The 20,221-nt window shown below is 69.9% G+C and carries 20 protein-coding genes and 1 riboswitch; of the genes, 8 read left to right on the top strand and 12 right to left on the bottom strand.

Annotated features, from left to right (window positions below; translation table 11 throughout):
* The 7 genes from J7520_RS17755 to J7520_RS17725 form a co-directional block, all read right to left on the bottom strand.
* Nucleotides 1-1,242 (bottom strand): ABC transporter permease, encoded by a 1,242-nt coding sequence (locus tag J7520_RS17755; protein ID WP_291191282.1) that lies wholly within the window; start codon nt 1,240-1,242, stop codon nt 1-3.
* Entirely contained in the window at nt 1,226-1,918 is a 693-nt protein-coding gene (locus J7520_RS17750) for an ABC transporter ATP-binding protein (RefSeq protein WP_291191280.1), read from the bottom strand. Before J7520_RS17750 ends, J7520_RS17755 begins: the two co-directional genes overlap by 17 nt.
* On the bottom strand, nt 1,915-3,096 hold the full coding sequence (locus J7520_RS17745) for an efflux RND transporter periplasmic adaptor subunit (RefSeq protein WP_291191278.1): 1,182 nt from the start codon (nt 3,094-3,096) through the stop codon (nt 1,915-1,917). Before J7520_RS17745 ends, J7520_RS17750 begins: the two co-directional genes overlap by 4 nt.
* 4 nt (nt 3,097-3,100) lie before the next feature.
* Nucleotides 3,101-3,823: a YIP1 family protein gene (locus J7520_RS17740; protein WP_291191276.1), complete on the bottom strand. Its 723-nt coding sequence runs from the start codon at nt 3,821-3,823 to the stop codon at nt 3,101-3,103.
* Complete coding sequence (locus tag J7520_RS17735) at nt 3,820-4,575, bottom strand: hypothetical protein (protein ID WP_291191274.1); 756 nt, start codon at nt 4,573-4,575, stop codon at nt 3,820-3,822. The genes J7520_RS17740 and J7520_RS17735 overlap by 4 nt, the downstream gene beginning before the upstream one ends.
* 65 nt (nt 4,576-4,640) lie before the next feature.
* Complete coding sequence (locus tag J7520_RS17730; protein ID WP_291191271.1) at nt 4,641-4,796, bottom strand: hypothetical protein; 156 nt, start codon at nt 4,794-4,796, stop codon at nt 4,641-4,643.
* Between the two features lie 104 nt (nt 4,797-4,900).
* Complete coding sequence (locus J7520_RS17725; RefSeq protein ID WP_291191268.1) at nt 4,901-6,433, bottom strand: radical SAM family RiPP maturation amino acid epimerase; 1,533 nt, start codon at nt 6,431-6,433, stop codon at nt 4,901-4,903.
* 391 nt (nt 6,434-6,824) lie between these two features.
* On the opposite strand from J7520_RS17725, the gene J7520_RS17720 reads away from it, so the two are divergent.
* The 7 genes from J7520_RS17720 (at nt 6,825) to J7520_RS17690 (ending at nt 12,925) form a co-directional block, all read left to right on the top strand.
* On the top strand, nt 6,825-7,184 hold the full coding sequence (locus J7520_RS17720) for a helix-turn-helix transcriptional regulator (RefSeq protein WP_291191265.1): 360 nt from the start codon (nt 6,825-6,827) through the stop codon (nt 7,182-7,184).
* Nucleotides 7,185-7,299: 115 nt separating this feature from the next.
* On the top strand, nt 7,300-9,111 hold the full coding sequence (locus tag J7520_RS17715) for a phosphoenolpyruvate carboxykinase (GTP) (RefSeq protein ID WP_291191262.1): 1,812 nt from the start codon (nt 7,300-7,302) through the stop codon (nt 9,109-9,111).
* 110 nt (nt 9,112-9,221) lie between these two features.
* Nucleotides 9,222-10,088: a hypothetical protein gene (locus J7520_RS17710; RefSeq protein ID WP_291191259.1), complete on the top strand. Its 867-nt coding sequence runs from the start codon at nt 9,222-9,224 to the stop codon at nt 10,086-10,088.
* A gap of 65 nt (nt 10,089-10,153) precedes the next feature.
* Nucleotides 10,154-10,711 carry a sigma-70 family RNA polymerase sigma factor gene (locus J7520_RS17705; RefSeq protein ID WP_291191412.1) on the top strand — a complete coding sequence of 186 codons (558 nt, stop codon included), beginning with the start codon at nt 10,154-10,156 and terminating at the stop codon, nt 10,709-10,711.
* Entirely contained in the window at nt 10,708-11,187 is a 480-nt protein-coding gene (locus J7520_RS17700) for a hypothetical protein (protein ID WP_291191256.1), read from the top strand. Before J7520_RS17705 ends, J7520_RS17700 begins: the two co-directional genes overlap by 4 nt.
* A gap of 17 nt (nt 11,188-11,204) precedes the next feature.
* Entirely contained in the window at nt 11,205-12,101 is an 897-nt protein-coding gene (locus tag J7520_RS17695; protein WP_291191253.1) for a DUF4097 family beta strand repeat-containing protein, read from the top strand.
* An 80-nt stretch (nt 12,102-12,181) separates the two neighbouring features.
* On the top strand, nt 12,182-12,925 hold the full coding sequence (locus J7520_RS17690) for a CPBP family glutamic-type intramembrane protease (RefSeq protein WP_291191250.1): 744 nt from the start codon (nt 12,182-12,184) through the stop codon (nt 12,923-12,925).
* A 135-nt stretch (nt 12,926-13,060) separates the two neighbouring features.
* On the opposite strand, the gene J7520_RS17685 is transcribed toward J7520_RS17690, so the two are convergent.
* Genes J7520_RS17685 through J7520_RS17675 form a run of 3 tightly spaced genes read right to left on the bottom strand, consistent with a single transcriptional unit; the run spans nt 13,061 to nt 16,385 of the window.
* Nucleotides 13,061-14,155, bottom strand: a complete 1,095-nt coding sequence (locus tag J7520_RS17685) for a homoserine dehydrogenase (RefSeq protein WP_291191247.1) — start codon at nt 14,153-14,155, stop codon at nt 13,061-13,063.
* Complete coding sequence (gene metB, locus J7520_RS17680; RefSeq protein ID WP_291191245.1) at nt 14,152-15,333, bottom strand: cystathionine gamma-synthase; 1,182 nt, start codon at nt 15,331-15,333, stop codon at nt 14,152-14,154. The genes J7520_RS17685 and metB overlap by 4 nt, the downstream gene beginning before the upstream one ends.
* Nucleotides 15,330-16,385 (bottom strand): homoserine O-succinyltransferase, encoded by a 1,056-nt coding sequence (locus J7520_RS17675; protein ID WP_291191242.1) that lies wholly within the window; start codon nt 16,383-16,385, stop codon nt 15,330-15,332. The genes metB and J7520_RS17675 overlap by 4 nt, the downstream gene beginning before the upstream one ends.
* An 86-nt stretch (nt 16,386-16,471) precedes the next feature.
* A riboswitch (SAM riboswitch) is annotated at nt 16,472-16,592 on the bottom strand.
* Between the two features lie 459 nt (nt 16,593-17,051).
* Between J7520_RS17675 and J7520_RS17670 the strand changes: the two genes are divergently transcribed.
* Nucleotides 17,052-18,659 carry a peptide chain release factor 3 gene (locus J7520_RS17670; protein ID WP_291191239.1) on the top strand — a complete coding sequence of 536 codons (1,608 nt, stop codon included), beginning with the start codon at nt 17,052-17,054 and terminating at the stop codon, nt 18,657-18,659.
* A 56-nt stretch (nt 18,660-18,715) separates the two neighbouring features.
* On the opposite strand, the gene J7520_RS17665 is transcribed toward J7520_RS17670, so the two are convergent.
* Both J7520_RS17665 and J7520_RS17660 read right to left on the bottom strand, forming a co-directional pair.
* On the bottom strand, nt 18,716-19,261 hold the full coding sequence (locus tag J7520_RS17665; protein ID WP_291191236.1) for a hypothetical protein: 546 nt from the start codon (nt 19,259-19,261) through the stop codon (nt 18,716-18,718).
* 50 nt (nt 19,262-19,311) lie between these two features.
* Nucleotides 19,312-19,869, bottom strand: coding sequence for a sigma-70 family RNA polymerase sigma factor (locus J7520_RS17660; protein WP_291191233.1), 558 nt, complete (start codon nt 19,867-19,869; stop codon nt 19,312-19,314).
* Between the last annotated feature and the right edge of the window lie 352 nt (nt 19,870-20,221).

Here is a 20,221-nt window from a genome sequence, read left to right as displayed (position 1 = left end):
TCAGGTGCGCAGCGCCGTGGCGGGATCGAGATTCGCCGCGCGCAGCGCCGGCGCGACGCCGGAAACGACGCCGACCGCGACCGCGGCGAGCACCGCGAGGCCGATCACGAGCGGCGAGGCATCCAGCACCAGCACGCCGCCGAGCAGATCGTTCGCGCCCGCCGCCAGCAGCGCGAACACGCCGATCGCGACGAGCGCGCCGGCGACGGCGACGATGACGTTCTCGAGCAGGAACTGGCGCATGATCAGGCGATGCGTCGCGCCGACCGCGATGCGCAGGCCGATCTCGAAATAGCGGTGGCGCACGCTGATCAGCGAGACGTTGACGATGCCGACCGCGCCGACCACCAGCGAAATGCTCATAAGCAAGGTGGCGGTGAGCGAGATCAGCGCGGTCGTGCTGCGGATGCCGGCACGCACGCGCTCGGAGGAGCTGATCGCGAAGCCGGCCTGCTGCGCGCCGGCCAGGTTGCGCTCGCGGCGCAGCAGGATGCCGATGCGCGCCTGCCAAGTGTCGAGGTCGGCGCCGGGCGGGACCTCCACTTCGATCACCAGCGGCAATGCCGCCGCGGACGGCGACGCCGACGCTTCCGGCACGACGGCATCCGGCACGATCGCCAGGCCGTCGCCGCCGCTCGAATCGGCGCCGAGACCCTTCGCCTTGACCAGGCCGACGAGGTGCACGAACTGCCCGCCGAGCCGGATCCGGCTGCCGACGTCGGCGACGTCGAGCCCGAGGCGCTCGGCGGCGGCGCGATCGAGCACGATCACGCGGCGCTGCTCGGGCCCGTCGCTCGGCACCAGCGGGCGGCCGGCGAGCACGTCGTAGCGGCCGGTCTGGAACAAGCTGTAGTCGGCGGTGACGGTCGGGATCGCCGCCGTCGCGCGCGCCGAGGCGAGCGTCTGCGTGCCGAGGCTCTGCACCAGGCTGACGCGCCGCGCGTCCGGCAGCGCGCTGCGCAAGGCGACGTAGTCGCGGCGCGTCGGACGCAGCGCCGACAGGCTCGGTCGCGGATCGGGCGCGATCGTCAGCACCGGGCCGCCGCTGAACGCGAGGCGCTCGAACGAGCGCCCCAGTCCTTGCGTGATCGAGGCGACCAGCAGCACGCCGAGCGTGGCGATCGTCACCGCCAGCGCGCTGAGCAGACTCGCCAGCGCGTTGGCGCGCACCTCGCGCAGCGCATCGGCGAGCTGGTCGGCGAACGGCACCACCGCGCGGCGCGGTTCAATCGACGCGGTCATCGACGCACTCGCCGGCGCGCAGCGTGACGACGCGGCGGCAGCGCCGCGCGAGGTCGAGGTCGTGGGTGACGACGACCAGCGTGCGGTCGCCGGCGGCGTCGGCCATCAGCATGCGCAGGCACAGCGCCGCGTTCTCCGCGTCGAGGTTGCCGGTCGGCTCGTCCGCCAGCAGCAGGTGCGGATCGCCGACGATCGCGCGCGCGATCGCCACGCGCTGCTGCTGCCCGCCCGACAGCTGCTGCGGAAAGCGCTGCGCGAGATCGCCGAGGCCGACCGCGTCCAGCGCCGCGGCGGCGCGGCGGCGGCGCTCCGCGCGGGCGACGCCGCGGTAGTACAGCGGCAGCTCCACGTTCTGCGCGACGCTGGCCGAGCGGATCAGGTGGAATTGCTGGAAGACGAAGCCGATGCCCTCGTTGCGCAAGCTCGCCAGCGCCTCGTCGTCGAGCTGCGAGGTGACCACGCCGTGGATCGCCACCGAGCCGGCGCTCGGACGATCCAGGCAGCCGAGCAGCGACAGCAGCGTGGTCTTGCCGGAACCCGAGCCGCCGACGATCGCGGTGTGCTCGCCGCGGCGGATGTCCAGATCGACGCCGCGCAACGCGTGCACGGGACCGCCGTCGGTGGCGTAGGTCTTCGCGACCCCGCGCAGCGAGGCGACCGGCGCGTCGAGGTTCATCGCCGCACGCCGTGCGCAGTGTCGACGACGACGTCCTGGCCGACGACCAGCGTGGCGAGCACGCTGGCCGGACCGGTGACGACCAGATCGCCTTCGCGCAGGCCGCGCTCGATGCGCTGGTGGCGGTCGTCGCCGAGGCCGGTCTCGACCGGCACCATCGCGATCCGGCCCGCACCGACGCGCAGCACGTACGGCGCGGTCAGCGCCTCCGAGCCGACGTTCTGGCCCGGATAGCGGATCGCCTCGAGCGGCACGATCAGGCCGGGCTCGCCGCCGTCGAGGTCCACATCGGCGATGCACGAGGTGTGCACCAGCCGCGTCGGCAGCGCGTCGGCGGCGAAGGCGATCTCGCCCTGGAACCTGCCCTGCTCGCCGCTCGCGGCACGCGCGCGCAAGGCGACGAATTCGCCGGGCAGCGGCGCTCCGCCGAGCACGGTGGAGCGGACCCGCGCCCTGTCGCCGACCTTGAGCTTGCCGAGCTCGGCCTCGGACAGTTCGACGCGGGCGATCAACCGATGCGTGTCGGCGAGCTTGAGCAGCAGCGAGCCCGGCAGCGCCGCGCTGGTCGGGATGGCGACCTCGCCCTCGCGGATCGAGACGTCGACCACGGTGCCGTCGACCGGCGCGGTCACGTGCAGCTTCTGCTGCATCGCCCTGGCGTGGCGCACGGCGAGCTGCGCCTCCTTCAGCGACGCCTGCGCCGCCCTCACGCCGGCCGCGGCCGATTCGCTCTCGCGCTGCGCCGTCTCGACGCGATCCTGCGGGATCAGATGCGTGTGCCCGAGACGCAGCACGCGGCTCTCGTTCGAGCGCGCGAGCCGCAGCGCGACCTCGGCGCGCGCCAGCTCGGCGGCGACGCGCGCGACGGTCGCCTCGAGCCGGTCGACCTCGGCGTCGACGTCCGGCGCGCGCAGTTCCAGCAGCGCATCGCCGGCACGCACCGACTGGCCGTCGGCGACGAGCAGCTTCGCCACCGGCGCGACGACCTCGGCGCGAATCTCGGTGACGTTGGCGTAGTCGAACGCGCCGGTCAGCGACAGCTTGCCGGCCAGCACGCCGCGCGCGACCGGCACCGCCTGCACGACGGTCCGCCCGTAGCCGCGCTGGCGATGGCTGGCGAACAGCGCGATCGCCAGCAGCGCGACGAGGGCGATCCAGCCGAGGCGACGCGTCGGCACGGCGCTAGACGCGGCTCGACAGCACGACGAGCAGGCCCCACACCGCGAACACCGCGGCGAACGGCGCCACGGCGAGCGCCGCGGCCCAGGCCGCGCGCAGGCGCACCGAATCGCGCAGCCAGTAGAACAGGATCGCGATGCTCCACAGCACGGTCGGCGACAGCGCCGCCAGCGGCTTCTGCCAGACGGATTGCTCGCTGAGGCGGAACACCAGCGCGTCGGCCGAGAGCGGATTGAGGCGCTCGATCGACGTCGTCGCCATCGATTCGAGGAAGCTTGCGGCGAGCGCGCAGAACGAATCGAGCGCCGTCGGCAGCAGCGCGACGCAGGCCGCGCCGAGGCAGCCGGCCGAGGACACGCGCGATCCCGCCAGCACGCTGACCAGGCGCAGATAGCTCCACAGCGCGACCAGCACCAGCACCTGCTGCAGGGCCATGCCGGCGGTCGCCAGCGGCGCCATCACGGCCGGCGACAGGAAGCGCGCCATCGCGGCTTCGGCGTCCGGCGGCAGCTTGCCGAACGCGGCGGCCTGACCGAGCGCCAACGTGTGCATCCATTCGTAGTCGACCGCCGTGTAGTAGCGGACGTAGAAGATCGCCGCGACCAGCACCATCAGCAGCCACGCAAGCAAGGCGGCGCGCCAGACCTCCATCGCCACCGCCGCGCTGCGCGAAGGCCGCGCCATCGCCGGCAGCAGCGTGTCCAGCAGCGCGCGCAGCGTGCTCACGGGCGCGCCTCCGAACGCTCGCCGGGTTCGGCGGAGAGCTTGCACAGCTCGCACACCACCGGCTTGTCGGCCGGCACGCTCAAGGACACCAGCGCCGCCTTCGCGCCGGCGTAGACGCCGAGCACGCCGAGCACGATCGCGACGAACGCCGTGCGGCGCGCGTCGACGGCGCGGAAGATCAGGAAGCCGGCGACGGCGACCGCGCCGAGATTGGCCAGATCGAACGTCTGCAGCGCGGTCTTCCACGGCACCGAGGCCTGCGCGAAGAACACGTCGGGGCCGTTGGGGAACGTCGGCGCGCCGGTCGCGACCGCGATCGCCGCGCCGACCAGCGCATAGACGGCATAGGCGGCGGCGATGCCGACGGTGAACGCGCGCAGCGTCGGCGCGAACACGAATCGCGAGCCGCCGAGCGCGCGCAGGACGGCGGCGTAGACGCCGGCTCCGACGACCAGGCACAGCGGCCAGAACAACAGGCTCATCAACGGCGCATAGCGCAGCTGCTGCGCCTGCCGCGCGACCAGTTCGTCGATCTCCGCCGCGCCCAGCGCGCTCTGCTGCGCCTTCAGGCGCAGCAGGCCTTCGATGTCGGAATGCGTGATGATCGCGTACTGCATCAGCGCGATCGCGAGCGCGCTCGCCGCCACCGCCAGCACGCAGGCGCGCAGCGGAAGCATCGGCGCGGAATCGGGGACGCCGGAATCGGCGCTCGTCGTCGGCGTCGAGATCGCCGGCGTCGTGGTCGCAGTCATCGGATGTTTCCTCGGAGGGAATATCGGCGGCTTGCACCGCCGATATGGGCGAGACTTCGGTCGCGTCAGTTCGCCTGCGTCACCACGCAGCCGATGGCGCAGGCCGTCGCCGCCACGCAGCAGCACACGACGGCGCAGGCGATGGCCGGATCGAAATTCGTCGTTCTCGACTCTTCCACCGAGATTTCGACGGAGCCCAACAGATCGTTCATGGCATTCACGTACCTTCCTCCTTTGGTCGACGTCACGCCGCCGCGGATGCGACGGCACCTACCCCGCGGGCGGAAAGTCACCCCACCCCGGCCCGCAAGCCCTTCGTTTCAGGTCAAGACGAGGTCGCCGCGCGCTCGCGCAGCACGCCCTTGTCGAACAGAAGATTGAGCAGGCCACGCGCCTGCGCGTCGGCCACGCCGAATTCGCCGCCGAGCGCGGCGGAGATCGCATCGGCGTTCCAGAGCCCTTCGTGAATCAGATGGCCGATGCGCTGCATCAGCGCCGGATGCGCCTTGTTGCGGATCGCGATCGTGTCGAATTCGTTGCGCAGCACGAAGCCGTCGTCTTCCGCGGCGTAGCGCAGATCGCCGCGGAACGACAGCGCGGTGGCGGCGTCGAGCTGCGTCGGCATGTGCCGCGCGATCAGCTCGCGCAGGCGCGCGACCGCTTCGCGACCGTCGGCGAACGCGGCGCGCTCGAACACGATGTAGCCGTCCGGATGCTCGTCGGAGGCCGAGCACGGCGAGATCAGGCGGATCTCCTTGTGCGCCAGGTTGATCAGGAAACCGCTGACGCAGGCGATCGTGCTCGGCCGCGCCGCCTGCAGCGCGGGCGAGGCGTATTCGCCGAGCTCGACCGCGACGAACTCGCGGTCTTCCCGCAAGCGCTTGCTGTTGCGCGCGCGCCCGGCATCGGCCTTGACCATCAGCGAGCCGCGGTTGTGCAGGACCAGCTCGACGAACAGCAGCTGCGCCGGCGTGAAATGCGCGAGGGTGTCGTGCAGGACGCGCGGTGTCAGGATCGAGAAGCGGTTGATCTGGCAGCCTTCGCGCGTGGACAGCTTGATCACCTCCCAGGTGCGCTCGACGTCGCGCAGCGGAATCGCGGTCGTCGTCTGCGGGAATTCGCCGCAGACCGCCTTGAGGTCGAGGCAGTATTTCTCGTAGTCGGGGTTGTCGAGCGGCTCGGTGCCCCAGTAGAGGAACGCCTTGGAGGCGATCGGACCGAGTTCGTCGCGCAGACCCGCGAGCGCGGCCAGCCAGTCGTCGCGGATCGCCGCGTAGCTCACCGCGCCGCGGTATTTCTCCGCCGACACGCCGCAGAACCAGCAGCCGACCGAACAGCCGGAGGCGAGCTCGAAGGTGGCCGGCGCGTGCACGATCGCCGACGCGTTGGCCGGATCGACCTCGGTGCGGCAGCGCGCGATCTGCCGGCGGCGCCAGGCGTCGAAGGCGACGTTCGAGGACACCGCCGACAGCATGCGTCCGGCGAACGCGCGCTTGAGTTCGTTGAACGCGTTGAGGCAACGGATGCCGTCGCGCTGCAGGTCCGCGTCGGTGAGGCGCCCTTCGCGCAGTGCCTGACCGTCCCACATCGCGCGCACCTGGAGCGGATCGAGCCGCAGGCCGAAGGCTTCAGTGGTCGCGCGCGGGTTTTCCTGCAGGCCCTTGCGGAAAATCGGATTGCCGATCAGCAGTTCGGCGAACCGCTTGACCTCGGCGGTCAGCAGCCGCTCCGTGCCGAGCACGGATTTCGGATCGGTGATCAGGCGCAGCCGCAGCTCGTGATCCTCGAGCGAGGCTTCGATGACCTGCAATTCGCGGTGCGCCGAAATCGTTTCGCGGGCGCCGACGTCGATCTCCATGACCGTCCCCTCCCCATCGCTCCTGGCCCGAACCCGGATCCCACATTCCGGGGGCGAGCACGCGTTCCATGTCGCTCTCGATCGATGCGCCGGCGGTCTGCCGGAAGCGGAAATCGGCCGGGGAAATCGACCGCGCCGCCGCTTCGCATCGCTTCCGTTGGAGTCCGCCTCCCGCCGCGTCCTCCGACCGTTCGCCGTTCTCCGGCCCTCGCGTACCGCGCCTGCGAGGCGCCGGCGGCAGTCCCGCCACCTCGGGACCGGATTGCGCCGGCGATTAAATGGTCGATTAAAAGTATCGTATTTCCGAACTTAATCTGTCAAGCGTTTCCGCACGACAGCGCAACGTTCCGCCCATACCGTCCAAAGCCCCGTCGGGCGGAGTTTTTCTCGGATGAAGCGGTTCGCCGATCGCCTGCGCGAAGCGCGAGTCGCGGCAGGAATGACGCAGGAGCAGCTCGGCTTCGCGCTCGGCGTCACCAAGTCGTCGGTCTCCGCCTGGGAGAACGACCGCGAAACGCCGAGCTTCCGCCTGCTGCCGCAGCTGCGTTCGATCCTGCGACGCTCACTGGACGAACTGGTCTGCGGCGGCCCGCTGACCCCGCTCGGCGTGCGCGAGGACGTCGCCGCCTACGGCGATCCCTCGCTCAAGGCGCGCAACCGCGAGGAACAGGCCCTGCTGCTGCGCTACCGCGCGCTGCCGGCCAAGCGCCGCACCGCGCTGCTCGAAATCCTGCGTCCGGACAAGGACTGATCCGCGCCGCCGCGGCCGTTCCCGGTTGCGGCACGCCGCCTTGCATTGCCTGCAGGGCGCGGCTACCGTCCCGCGTACCCTCCTTTGAACCGGCGCCCCACGGCGCCATTGCCCCATGGCCAGCCAACTCGAAGCATTGAACCGATGGGTCGACGACGTCGCTCGACTGACCCGCCCCGACCACATCCACTGGTGCGACGGCTCCGACGCCGAATACCAGACCCTGCTCGAACGCATGCAGCAGGACGGCACGCTGATCCCGCTCAACCCCGACACGCATCCGAACGCGTGGCTGCACCGCTCGCATCCGTCCGACGTCGCGCGCGTCGAGCACCTGACCCTGGTGTGCACGAAGCATCAGGAAGACGCCGGCCCGAACAACCACTGGATGGAACCGGGCGAAGCGCACGCGAAGATCGACGCGCTGTTCGACGGCTGCATGCAGGGACGCACGCTGTACGTCGTCCCCTACTGCATGGGTCCGATCGACTCGCCGATCTCGCGCTGCGGCGTGGAGATCACCGATTCGCCCTACGTCGTCGCCAACATGCGCATCATGACGCGCATGGGCGCCGCGGCCTTGGCGCGCATCGAGCGTGAAGGCACCGCCGCCCTCGCGCGCGGCGAGCAGCCGACCTTCGTCAAGGGCCTGCATTCGATCGGCGAGCTCGATCCCGAGCGTCGCTTCATCATGCACTTCCCCGAGGAACTGACGATCAAGTCCTACGGTTCGGGCTACGGCGGCAACGCCCTGCTCGGCAAGAAGTGCCATGCGCTGCGCATCGGCTCGTTCCAGGCGCGCCAGGAAGGCTGGCTGGCCGAGCACATGCTGATCGTCGGCATCGAGAACCCGCAGGGCGAGACCCACTACATCGCCGCCGCGTTCCCGTCCGCCTGCGGCAAGACCAACCTGGCCATGCTGATCCCGCCGCAGGGCTATCGCGAGGCCGGCTGGAAGGTGTGGACGATCGGCGACGACATCTGCTGGATGAAGCCCGGCGCCGACGGCCGCCTCTACGCGATCAATCCGGAAGCCGGCTTCTTCGGCGTCGCGCCCGGCACCAGCAACGACACCAATCCGAATGCGCTGGCCTCGATCCAGCGCGACACGATCTTCACCAACGTCGCCGTCACGGCCGACAACCAGCCCTGGTGGGAAGGCCTGCCGGGCAAGCCCGTCACCGACTGGCAGGGCCGCCCGTACGACCCGGCCAACGGCCCGGCCGCGCATCCGAACTCGCGCTTCACCGTGTCGGCCAGGCAGGCGCCGAGCTGGTCGCCGCGTGCCGAGGATGCGCAGGGCGTGCCGATCTCGGCGATCGTCTTCGGCGGCCGCCGGCCGTCGCTGATCCCGCTGGTGTTCGAGGCGCGCGACTGGGCGCACGGCGTGCTGGTCGGCGCGGCGATGGGCTCGGAGACGACCGCCGCCGCCACTGGCGCGGTGGGCGTGCTGCGCCGCGACTCGATGGCGATGAAGCCGTTCTGCGGCTACAACTACGGCGACTACTTCGCGCACTGGCTGTCGTTCGACCGCCCCGACGCGAAGTTGCCGAAGATCTTCCACGTCAACTGGTTCCGCAAGGGCGCCGACGGCAAGTTCCTCTGGCCCGGCTACGGCGAGAACCTGCGCGTGCTGGAATGGATCATCGGCCGCTGCGACGGCACCGTCGGCGCCACCGAGACGCCGATCGGCTACCTGCCGCGCAAGGACGACATCAACCTCGCCGGGCTCGGCCTCGGCGACCGCTCCGTCGACGAACTGCTCGACGTCGACGCCGACGGCTGGCGCGCCGAGATCGAGGACATCGGCCGCTACCTCGACTCGTTCGGCGCCCGCACCCCGGCGCGGTTGCGCGAGGAGCAGCGGCGCGTGGCGGCGGAGCTAGAAAAGGCCGGCTCATCTGTACGTAAAGTCGCTGCTGGATAACCATCACTGGAAAATGCTGTGGCGACCGACGACATCGGTCGTCGCAGCGCGGAACTTGCGCTCGCCAGCCTCATCCAACGAGGACCCCATCGTTGGATGCAGGCGCCCCGATGACGCGATCGTCGATCCGCTGGCTGGCTGTCATGGCGCTGGCTTTGTGTGGACTCGGCGAGCCATGGATTGCCTCGGCAACCTCGTGCAGTCCCTATCTGGAACGATATTTCATGCGCTGCCGCAGCGGTGTCTGCGAAGGCGTGTTTCGCGTCTCTGAAATCCGTGCGTTCGGAAGCTGCGGAAGACGCACCGATGTGGCACCTGCCGATGCAACAACGACTCGGCTTCTGGCTCCGGTGCTGACGCACTCCAATCCTCACGCGAATGGATTGTTCGAACTGAAGTTCCGGCTGTACTGGCCGGAGATCGGGCAAGGCCTGATCACGGCACTGAAGAACGACCTTTACCTGCGCAGGCTTGGAGTCTCGGAAGACGGGGAAATCCTGGATCTTGCGTCCACACCGATCGGCGAGGTCGTAACGTGGATGAACAAGGCATACGGTTCCAACTGGATTTCGCGAAGGGATGCCAGCACCTCCGACGAGGTACTTCGAGCCGAAAGGCTTACATTCGAGCGAACAGCCAGGCAGGAACGCTGGTGGAACGTATTGCGCTGGACGGCGTTCTGGACCAGTTTTTTGATTGTCCTGGCGGTTTTTCTCCACTCGATCCATCTTTTCTTCTTGCGCCTGTACCGCCACGCCGACAAGCGGCGCGAGCAGCCGCTACGAACGCCATTGCTGGTCCAAGTCGGCATCGGTATGGTCTGTCTCTGGGTGCCTTTCTTCACACGTTACAAGCTCTGGCCAGGCATGCTCCTGCTCCCTGCGCTGGCGGCAGTCCTGCCGGCGGAAGCCTGGGCTTGGTTTCGCCATAAGCCGGTCACCTCGCCCCCGCCGCAAACTCCCACCCCAGCCGGCTAAACCCTTCATCCCTCCCACGCATCCAAGCTGGCAAGATGAACGCCTGCCTTGCCATGCCCCTGCCGATGAGCGCTACGCCACGTACCGAAGTGGCCGACTCACCCGATGCCGACCTGGTCCGCCGTGCGGCCGACGGCGACATGCGCGCATTCGAAGCGCTGTACCGACGCCACGCTGGCCGCGTGCACGGTGCCGTCTGGCGCCTGTCCGGCATGAACGAGGCGCGCGCGCAGGAGCTGACCCAGGAAGCCTTCGTGCGCGCCTGGCAGAAGCTCGGCAGCTTCCGCTTCGAAAGCGCGTTCTCGACCTGGCTGCACCGGCTTGCCGTCAACGTCGCCCTGATGGACCTGCGCGGACGCGATCCGGAGGAAGCCGTCGAGGACGACGTGCTCGAAGCGGCCAGCGACCCGGTCACGCCGTTCTGCGCCGGCGAGCGCGCCGACCTCGAACAGGCCGTCGCCAAGCTGCCGCCGCGTGCGCGCGCGGTGCTGGTCCTGCATGATGTGGAAGGCTGGAAACACGAGGAGATCGGCCGCGAACTCGGCATGGCGGTCGGCTCGTCGAAAGCGCAATTGCATCGTGCGCGCGGTCTGCTGCGCACGATGCTGGGAGACGCAACATGACGGACTTCGAAATCCAACGCCGCCTGCGCGAGATGAACGCGCCGCGCGCGCCGCAGCTCGACCTGTGGCCGGCGATCGAGAAGCGCATCGCGAACGAGGAGCGCGCGACGGTCACGCCGCGCCGCCGCGGCTGGCTGCCGCTGGCGGCGGCGGCCGGACTGCTGGTCGCGGTCAGCGCCGGCGTGCTGGTGCTCGGATGGCAGCAGCGCGGCGCGGCGCCGGAAACGGCGATGCGCGACGCGCGTGCGTTCGAGCGCGAGCTTCCGCACGTGTCGCCGAGCGACGCCGACCTGCGCATGCGCTCGCCGGGCGGCGATCCGCGCCTGGCCGGTGCGGGCGTCGTACTCGACGCCGCGCAGGCGGAACTCGAACAGGCGCTGGCCGAACGGCCCGACGCGACCTTCCTGGTCGGCCTGCTGAATCGCACCAACGCACGCCGCATGAAACTCGATCACTACGGCGCCAACGCCGGTTGATGTCTGGAGCCCCTCCGATGATCCGATCCGTTCCCTTCGCCTTGCTCGTCCTGACCGCCGCGGGCAGCGTCCACGCCGGTACGCCGATCGACGAGAAACGTACCGTCGACGCCGACGCGCGCATCGAGATCTCGAACGCGAAAGGTTCGGTCACGATCAGCGGCTGGGACCGCAACGAGGTCGCGATCAGCGGCGAACTCGGCAGCGGCGCCAGGCCGACCATCGAAGGCGGCGGTTCGCAGCTGCGCATCAAGATCGAAGCGCCGGACAAGCAAGGCTGGTTCAGCTGGGGCGCCGACTCGCGCATGGGCCCGACCGATCTCGACATCAAGGTCCCCAAATCCGCCGAGCTCAAAGTCGGCGTGGTCAGCGCCGATCTGACGCTGTCCGGCGTCGCCGGACGCCTGCTCGACGTCGACAGCGTCAGCGGCAAGCTGCGCCTGTCCACCAACGCCAAGGAAGTGGACATCGACAGCGTCAGCGGCGGCGTCGACATCGACGGCAAGGCCGACCGCGCCCGCGTGCAGACCGTCTCCGGCGACATCCGTGCGCGCGGCCTCGGCGGACGCCTCAAGTACGAAACCGTCTCCGGCGACATCGACGCCGACAACGCCCGCTACAGCGAGATCAACGCCGGCACGGTGTCCGGCGACATCGACCTGCGCGGCCAGCCCGAGGGCGACCTGCGCATCGACGTCGAATCGATGAGCGGCAGCGTGCACTTGTACCTGCCCGGCGAAGTCTCCACGCGCCTGCGTGCGTCGAGCTTCAGCGGCTCGATCCGCAGCGACTTCGGCACGGTCAAGCACGAAGAGCACGGCCCCGGCAGCAACCTCGATGCGAGCAACGGCGCCGGCCAGGGCCAGGTCAAGGTCGAGACCTTCAGCGGCGACATCGACATCCGCCGGCAGTGATTTCCGCATCGCGACCGGGCGCCCGCACCAGCCGGCGCCCGGTCGTGTGCGCATCCGGTCTCCCATCGAACAATCCGCACATGAATCCGTCAGGCCGCCTGCGCAACGCCGTCCACGGGATCGTCGTGCTGCTCGTGCTCGGCCTCGCGCTGCAAGTGCGCGACATCGCGCCGGCGCTCGGCGTGAAGATCCCGCCGCTGCCGATGCCTTACGGCGGCTCGCTGCTCGACAACCTGATCGCCGTCGCGATCGCGCTGGCCGCGGCGCTCCTGCTCAGCCGGCGACGCGCGGACCTGGCCCGCCATCTCGGTCTGACCTGGAACGGTTGGCGCGGCCCGTTGCTGACGGCGCTGGCGACGGCGCCGTGCTGGATCGGGCTGGCCCTGCTCGGCAAGGTCTCCGACGAATGGTCGCTGCGCGACCTGCTGTTCCTCGCCGCGCTGTTTCCGCTCGCCGAGGAAATCGTCTTCCGCGGCTTCGGCTTCGTCTTCGCGCGCAACGACCTGCGCTGGCGCTTCGCCGCCGCCGTACTGGTGCAGGCCGTCGCCTTCGGCCTGGTGCACTGGTGGGGCGCGGGCGGCATGGCGCTGACGATCTTCGGCATGACCGCCCTCGGCGGCGTGATCTTCGCCGTGCTCGATGCGCAGGACGGCTACACGATCTGGAGCGGCTGGGTGTTCCACGTGTCCTTGAACGCGGCCTGGAACGTGTTCACCGTTCCCGACGAAGCCGTGTTCGGCTGGACCGGCAATGGGCTGCGGCTGTTCAGCGCGGCGCTGGCGATCGCGCTGCTGTGGACCGTGCGTCGGAGAAGCGGGGCCTGAACCAGGCCTCGCCACGCCTGCTCATGGGACAGGTCGGCGCGCGCAGCGCACCGGCTGGGGAAGGTATCCGCAGCGATCTTCTTCTTCGCTAAAGCTTTCGCATGCGGACTGCGGCAATCCCGGACGCGACACCGCTCAGGCGCGCACGCGCTCCTGCGCTGCCGACAAGGCCAGCACGTCGCCGAGCAAGGCCTGCGCGGTGACTTCCGGCCCCGCACCCGGTCCCTGGATCACCAGCGGTTGCGCACGATAGCGCTGCGTGGTGAGCGCGAACAGGTTGTCGGTGCCGGCCAGGCGCGCGGCGGGATGCGTCGGCGCGACCTCGGTCAGGCCGACGCGCGCGCGGCCGTGCTCGTCCAGTCGTGCGAGGAAGCGCAGCAGCCGACCGCGCTGCGCCGCGTCGGCGCGGCGGCGTTCCAGATCGGCGTCCAGTTCCTCCGCGCGCGCGAGGAACTCTTCGACCGCGACGTCGCGCAACGCCGCCGGCACGAGGCTTTCGATCGCGACGTCGGTGGTGTCGATCGGATGCCCGGCGGTGCGCGCCAGGATCAGCAGCTTGCGCGCGACGTCGGCGCCGCCGAGGTCGACGCGCGGATCGGGCTCGGTGTAGCCGAACGCGCGCGCCTCGCGCAGCAGCGCGGAGAACGGCCGGCTGCCGTCGAACTGGTTGAACAGCCACGACAGGGAACCGGAGAACACGCCGTCGAGCGCGAGCAGGCGGTCGCCGCAGTCGCGCAGGCGGCGCAGCGTCGACAGCACCGGCAGGCCGGCGCCGACCGTCGCCGCGTCGCCGTAGAGGACGCCGCCGCGACGACCGGCGCGACGAAGATCGTCCCACGCCGCGAGCGTCTCGCCGGTGGCGGCCTTGTTCGCGCTGACGACGTGATAGCCGGCGCCGAGCCAGTCGGCATGGCGCGCCGCCTCGTCGGCCGACGCGGTCGCGTCGACCACCACGCGACGCGCGGCGCCGCTGTCGTCGAGCGCGGCCAGCAGGCCGGCATCGTCGCGGCCCGAGGCCGATTCCGCCAGCGCCGCGACGACGCGCCCCGGCACCAGGCCGCGCGCGTTGGCGATCTGGCGTTTCGAATTCGCCGCGCCGACGAGATAGAGCGTCGACGCGGCCGGCGTCGCCAGCAGGCGCAGCAGCGCGCCGCCGACCACGCCGGTGCCGAGCAGGACGACGGCCGTGTCCGTGCCTGTCGCGGCCACTTCGCGCGGGACGGCGCTCATGCGCTCACCTTGCGCGTGCGTTTGAGCGCTTCGACGCGCACCAGCGCCGCGTCGAGATCGGCACAGAGATCGTCGCCGTCCTCGATGCCGGCCGAGACGCGCAGCAGCGCGTCGCTGATGCCGGCCTTGCGGCGCGCTTCCGGCGCCATCGAGGCGTGCGTCATGGTCGCCGGATGTGCGATCAGGCTTTCGACGCCGCCGAGCGATTCGGCCAGCGAGAAGTAGCGCAGGCCGTCGAGGAAGGTCTCGATCGCCTCGAGGCCGCCGTCGAGGTCGAAGCTCAGCATCGCGCCGAAGCCGAACTGCTGGCGCGCGGCGAGCTGGTGGCCCGGATGCGCGGCGAGACCCGGCCAGTAGACGTGCGAGACCGCCGGATGCGCGTCGAGCAGGGCCGCGATGCGCGCGGCGTTCTCCTCGTGCGCGCGCAGGCGCGGCGCCAGCGTGCGCAGGCCGCGCAAGGTCAGGAAACTGTCGAACGGCGCACCGGTCAGGCCGAGGCAGTTGGCCCACCAGACCAGCTGGTCGGCGGTGTCCTTGTCCTTCGCCACCACCGCGCCGCCGACGACGTCGCTGTGGCCGTTGATGTACTTGGTGGTCGAGTGCACGACGATATCGGCGCCGAGGTTGAGCGGACGCTGCAGGGCCGGCGACAGGAAGGTGTTGTCGACCACGCAACGCGCGCCGACCGCGTGCGCGGCCTGTGCGACGTGGCGTACGTCGGTGATGCGCAGCAGCGGATTGGACGGCGTCTCGACCCAGACCAGGTCGGGCTTGTGCGCCAGCGCCTCGGCCAGTTTGACCGGATCGGTGAGGTCGGCGAAGAGCACGCGGAAACGCCCCTTCTTCGCCCACGCGTCGAGCAGGCGCCAGGTGCCGCCGTAGCAGTCATGCGCCGCCAGCACGAGGCCGCCGGCCGGCACCAGTTCCAGCACCAACGCGACCGCGGCCATACCGCTGGCGGTGACGACCGCGCCGGCGCCCTCCTCCAGGTCGGCCAGCGCGGCGCCGAGCTGGTCGCGCGTCGGGTTGCCGCTGCGCGAGTAGTCGTATTGCCGCTTGCGCGCGAATCCCTCGAACGTGTAGTTCGTGCTGAGGTGCAGCGGCGGCACCACGGCGCCGTGCTGCGTGTCCGATTCGATGCCGGCGCGCACGGCGCGGGTACAGGATGCAGTGCTCATGTGGCGTTTCCGATGAGAGTGAAGGTTTCCGAAATCAGCGCGGAAATCTGCGCGTCTTCCTTGAGAAAGGCGTCGTGGCCGTAGCGCGAGTCGATCACGTGCAGCGCGGCCGCGGCGCCGCAGCGACGCTGCAGTTCGCACAGGTCGGCGAGCGGCACGACGCGATCGGTCGAGATGCCGATCAACGTGGTCGGAACGCGCACGTCTTCCGGCTCGACGCGGTGCAGATCGATCGATTCGGACAGGGCGAGATAGCGCGCGCCGTCGAAGCGCTGGACGAAGCTCGCGCCGGCGGCCTTCAGCCAGGCTTCTTCGGCGAACTGGAAGCGGCCGTCCGCGAATACCGGCGCGTCGGCGCAACGCTCGGCGAACTCGCGCTCGCCGCGATACGTCGTCATCGCCAGGCGCCGCGCCAGATCGAGGCCGGCGGCAGCGTCGCCGAGCCGCGCGCCAAGGCGCACGACCTCGCGCTGGATGTTGCGCACGGCGACGCTGAGCGGATGCGCGCGATGCGCGCCGGCGATCGCGACGAGATGGCCGATGCGCTGCGGATGACGCGCGGCGAAGGCCAGGCCGACCATCGCGCCGTAGGACGAACCGACGAAGGCGCGCGCGCGACGCAGGCCGAGCGCGTCGAGCACGGCGGCGAGCGCGTCGGCCTGGTCGGCGCTGTCGACCGCGTGCGCGCCGCCGAGATCGGCCAGCTCCACCCAGTCGATCGACAGCACGCGGCAACCGCGCGTGTCGATCGCGCGCCCCGGTCCGACGATCGCGCTCCACCATCCGGCGCCGCCGTCGGCGGTCGTCACGACGTGGCGATCGGCCGAGATACCGCCCTGCACGATCACCACCGGCGCGCCGGCGGCGCCGTGCAGCGCGTAGCGCACGCGCAGCTCGCGCGTGCCGTCGGCGTGCTTCGGATGCAGGCGGATGGACAGTTCGCCGCGCGAGTCGAGGGTCGCGTCGACGGCAGGCGGCTCGGAAGCGGCGAACGGAACCGGCGCGCGCTCGAACTCGAAGGCGTGGACGTCGGCGTGGACTTGGAAGGTCATCGCGGCTCTCCGTTTCGCCCATCGACCGCGGGATTCCGGAGAAGACTGCGTCGACGGCCCGCGTCGGACGACGCAGGTCGGCTTCGCACTCATCTCTCGGCGGATCGCGCGACGCGCGTCCCCGCGGGAGTTGGCACCGTGACGGGTTCGATCCCGCAGGTTGCCCCGGCTTCAAAGGGCCTGTCCCTCAGCCGGTCTTGATGAGCAGTGGGGCGCACTCTATCGGCACGCGCTCATGCCGTCAATAGACGTTTAGACGGCTATATGTCCAATCTTCATCAGCCGGACTGGTCGCCAAGGCGGTTGCGCCGCGGCGGAAGCTCGGACGTGCGGGTGCCATGGGTACCCGACGGCTCGAATACGTGGCCCGCTTTGGCCTTCCTGCCCTTATTCAGACCTGCTCAGTCGAACTCGCCCGAGCCCGTCGCTCGTCTGGCGCGCAGGCCCATCGGAGCCGTAGCGCCCTGCCGATGTGGCAGCCACATGAGGCAAGCCATCGCCGACTCCCGTGCCAGGAAAGGACCGGACCCTCGGCTCGCGCGCAATGGGCGGTCGTCGTGCGCGGCGACGACACTTCCGGCTCGCCGGGACCGGCTGCCGCGGCCCGACGCCGCCAGCCCGCTATAATTGCCGTTTTGCCCTCGCCGCCGCGCCGGCACCGCCCCCATGTCCGACCAACTCTCCGAAGCCAACCGCCGCCGCACGTTCGCGATCATTTCCCACCCCGACGCGGGCAAGACCACGCTGACCGAGAAGCTGCTGCTGTTCGGCGGCGCGATCCAGATGGCCGGCAGCGTCAAGGGCCGCAAGGCCGCGCGTCACGCGACCTCGGACTGGATGGCGCTGGAGAAGGAGCGCGGCATCTCGGTCACCTCGTCGGTGATGCAGTTCCCGTACGAGGGCAAGATCGTCAACCTGCTCGACACGCCGGGCCACGCCGACTTCGGCGAGGACACCTACCGCGTGCTGACCGCGGTCGACTCGGCGCTGATGGTGATCGACTGCGCCAAGGGCGTGGAGGAGCGCACGATCAAGCTGATGGAGGTGTGCCGCCTGCGCGACACGCCGATCATGAGCTTCATCAACAAGCTCGACCGCGAGGGCCGCGCGCCGATCGAACTGCTCGACGAAGTGGAGTCGGTGCTGAAGATCCCGTGCGCGCCGATCACCTGGCCGATCGGCATGGGTTCGCGCCTGAAGGGCGTCTACCACCTGCTGCTCGACGAGGTGCACGTCTACGAACCCGGCCGCAACTTCACGCGGCAGGATTCGACCATCTTCAAGGGCCTGGACGATCCGGCGCTGGCCGAGCGCATCGGCGCGGCGATGCTGGCGGAACTGCGTGAAGAACTCGAGCTGGTGCAAGGGGCCTCGCACCCGTTCGATCGCGAGGAGTACCTGGCCGGACGCCAGACGCCGGTATTCTTCGGCTCGGCGGTCAACAACTTCGGCGTGCAGCCGCTGCTGGATTTCTTCGTCGAGCACGCCCCTGCCCCGCAGCCGCGCGCGACCACCACGCGCACGGTGCAGCCGGACGAGGAGGCGCTGTCCGGATTCGTGTTCAAGATCCAGGCGAACATGGACCCGATGCATCGCGACCGCGTCGCCTTCCTGCGCGTGTGCTCGGGCCGCTACGACGCCGGCATGAAGATGCTGCACGTGCGCAGCGGCAAGGAGGTGCGCATCGCCAACGCGCTGACCTTCATGGCCTCGGACCGCGAGATCGCCGCCACCGCCCATCCCGGCGACGTGATCGGCCTGCACAACCACGGCACGATCTCGATCGGCGACACCTTCACCGCCGGCGAGTCGCTGTCGTTCACCGGCATCCCGAACTTCGCGCCGGAGCTGTTCCGCCGCGCGCGGCTGAAGGATCCGCTGAAGATGAAGGCGCTGCAGAAGGGCCTGGCGCAGTTGTCGGAGGAAGGCGCCACGCAGTTCTTCCGTCCGCTGATGTCCAACGACCTGATCCTCGGCGCGGTCGGCGTGCTGCAGTTCGACGTCGTCGCGTACCGGCTCAAGGACGAATACGGCGTGGAAGCCGTGTTCGAGAACGTCGGCGTCGTCACCGCGCGCTGGGTGCACTGCGGGGACGCGAAGAAGCTGGAGGAGTTCCGCGAGAAGAACGCGTTGAACCTCGCCGTCGACGCGGCCGGCGAGCTGGTCTACCTGGCGCCCACGCGCGTGAACCTGCAGCTGACCCAGGAGCGCTGGCCGACCGTCACGTTCGCCGCGACGCGCGAGCATGCCAGCGCGGTCGAGGTGGCCGGCTGAAACGACGACGCCCGGCACTTGGCCGGGCGTCGCTCGAGACAGAAGATTTCTTTTTCTCAGCCGCCGGAGAAATCCGTGCGGAACAGCTTGTCGGAACCGTGCTTCGAGGACAGGTGATGCTCCGAAGCGTCGTTCGACGAGAAGATCCGGTCCTGCGAGGTGAAGATGCGATCCGGCATCTGCGCCGTCGAGGCCGAAGCGACGACGTTGCGGTGATGCGGTGCGTCGACCTTGCCGTGCCAGACGCCGACGATGCCGAGCGCGACGGCCAGGCAAGCCGCCATGCCGCCGGCCCAGCGCAGCGGGCGATGCGAAACGCGACGCGCGTGATGTGCCGGACGCGCCTCACGGCTGCGCTGCGGATGCGCCGAACCGCGGCGGCGCACGCCTTCGGCCAGCTCGGCGGAAGCCGGCTGCAACGCGTTCAGCAGGCGGGCGAGATCGGCTTCGCGCGCCGAGGTGGCGAGCTTGGCGGCGACTGCCTCGCGACGCGTGGCGTCCGCTTCGCCGGAAACGGCGGCGACCAGTTCGTCGGCAGCGAGATCGGCGCTGCGCGCCGAGGTGAGCCGACGGTAGAGCCGGGACAGGGAATTGTCGTTCATCGCAGTGTCTCCTCGGCCGTCCTGGCCACCCGTGCGCAGGGGTTCTGCGCTCAATCTTCGAAATTGCCGTAACCGAGTTCGCGCAGGCGGGACTTGAGTTCTTCCAATCCGCGCGAGACCAGTTTCCTCGCCGCCTCGGCCGAAGCGATTCCGGCCAGATCGGCGATTTCCTGCAAGGAAAATCCTTGCAAATGAAGGGCGATCGGCAGGCGCCGCCGCTCGGGGATCTCGTTCATGCAGCGCTCGATGCCCTGCATGCGTTCGACGTCGCCGGCGCTCTGCTCGGGTCCGACGGGACCCTCGCCGAGGTCGACCGGAGCGTCGTCTTCCTCCTCCGGCAGCGGCTCCGCGGCACGGACTTCGGCGCGCCGCAGCGCGTCGATGACCGTACTGGCGACCACCCTCTGCACATAAGACGCATGAAAGGCCCCGGACCGGTCACGCTCCAGCGCCTTCCACAGCCGGATGCGGACTTCCTGCTCCACGTCGGCCGGGTCGATGCCGTGCTTGTCCAGCCCGTAGGTCGACAAAAGGCCCTTGACGCGCGCGCCGTAGGCCCTGAACAGCTCTTCGAGGCGGGCGTGGACGGGATCGACGAAGGATGGCATGGGCGGGCACGGGCGAAGGGCCGGCTATGCTCCCCGAGGGCGCGCTGCGGCGCAAGCCGCAAAAGTCACCCTCGTATCCAGGCGATGTCGGCGTTCGACTTCACGGAAAGGACGGCCGTGGAAAAGCCGCTCCGGACGTGGGACGTGCGACGACGCTGGAGGGAGATTCAGCCGGGAAGCGCGGCGATCGCGCCGGATCTCGGAGAAAAAAAACGGCCCCGTTTCCGGGGCCGTTCCAACTGACGACAGACAGCCGTTCGATCAGAACTTCTGCGTGTAGCGCAGGTAGTAGAAGCGACCGATGTCGAAACCGCCGTAGTAGGAGAACTGCGAGTTCGGCGCCGAGTACATG

The organism is Dokdonella sp., from assembly GCF_017744955.1.
Taxonomy (GTDB): Bacteria; Pseudomonadota; Gammaproteobacteria; order Xanthomonadales; family Rhodanobacteraceae; genus Dokdonella_A.
This window is presented reverse-complemented; position numbering and strand designations above follow the sequence as displayed.

What these genes read in the sequence shown, in the direction of transcription:
- J7520_RS17755 (WP_291191282.1), bottom strand. Translation starts at nt 1,242, where the DNA reads ATGACCGCGTCGATTGAACCGCGCCGCGCGGTGGTGCCGTTCGCCGAC.
- J7520_RS17750 (WP_291191280.1), bottom strand. Translation starts at nt 1,918, where the DNA reads ATGAACCTCGACGCGCCGGTCGCCTCGCTGCGCGGGGTCGCGAAGACC.
- J7520_RS17735 (WP_291191274.1), bottom strand. Translation starts at nt 4,575, where the DNA reads ATGACTGCGACCACGACGCCGGCGATCTCGACGCCGACGACGAGCGCC.
- J7520_RS17725 (WP_291191268.1), bottom strand. Translation starts at nt 6,433, where the DNA reads ATGGAGATCGACGTCGGCGCCCGCGAAACGATTTCGGCGCACCGCGAA.
- J7520_RS17720 (WP_291191265.1), top strand. Translation starts at nt 6,825, where the DNA reads ATGAAGCGGTTCGCCGATCGCCTGCGCGAAGCGCGAGTCGCGGCAGGA.
- J7520_RS17715 (WP_291191262.1), top strand. Translation starts at nt 7,300, where the DNA reads ATGGCCAGCCAACTCGAAGCATTGAACCGATGGGTCGACGACGTCGCT.
- J7520_RS17710 (WP_291191259.1), top strand. Translation starts at nt 9,222, where the DNA reads ATGACGCGATCGTCGATCCGCTGGCTGGCTGTCATGGCGCTGGCTTTG.
- J7520_RS17705 (WP_291191412.1), top strand. Translation starts at nt 10,154, where the DNA reads ATGAGCGCTACGCCACGTACCGAAGTGGCCGACTCACCCGATGCCGAC.
- J7520_RS17700 (WP_291191256.1), top strand. Translation starts at nt 10,708, where the DNA reads ATGACGGACTTCGAAATCCAACGCCGCCTGCGCGAGATGAACGCGCCG.
- J7520_RS17695 (WP_291191253.1), top strand. Translation starts at nt 11,205, where the DNA reads ATGATCCGATCCGTTCCCTTCGCCTTGCTCGTCCTGACCGCCGCGGGC.
- J7520_RS17690 (WP_291191250.1), top strand. Translation starts at nt 12,182, where the DNA reads ATGAATCCGTCAGGCCGCCTGCGCAACGCCGTCCACGGGATCGTCGTG.
- J7520_RS17685 (WP_291191247.1), bottom strand. Translation starts at nt 14,155, where the DNA reads ATGAGCGCCGTCCCGCGCGAAGTGGCCGCGACAGGCACGGACACGGCC.
- metB (WP_291191245.1), bottom strand. Translation starts at nt 15,333, where the DNA reads ATGAGCACTGCATCCTGTACCCGCGCCGTGCGCGCCGGCATCGAATCG.
- J7520_RS17675 (WP_291191242.1), bottom strand. Translation starts at nt 16,385, where the DNA reads ATGACCTTCCAAGTCCACGCCGACGTCCACGCCTTCGAGTTCGAGCGC.
- J7520_RS17670 (WP_291191239.1), top strand. Translation starts at nt 17,052, where the DNA reads ATGTCCGACCAACTCTCCGAAGCCAACCGCCGCCGCACGTTCGCGATC.
- J7520_RS17665 (WP_291191236.1), bottom strand. Translation starts at nt 19,261, where the DNA reads ATGAACGACAATTCCCTGTCCCGGCTCTACCGTCGGCTCACCTCGGCG.
- J7520_RS17660 (WP_291191233.1), bottom strand. Translation starts at nt 19,869, where the DNA reads ATGCCATCCTTCGTCGATCCCGTCCACGCCCGCCTCGAAGAGCTGTTC.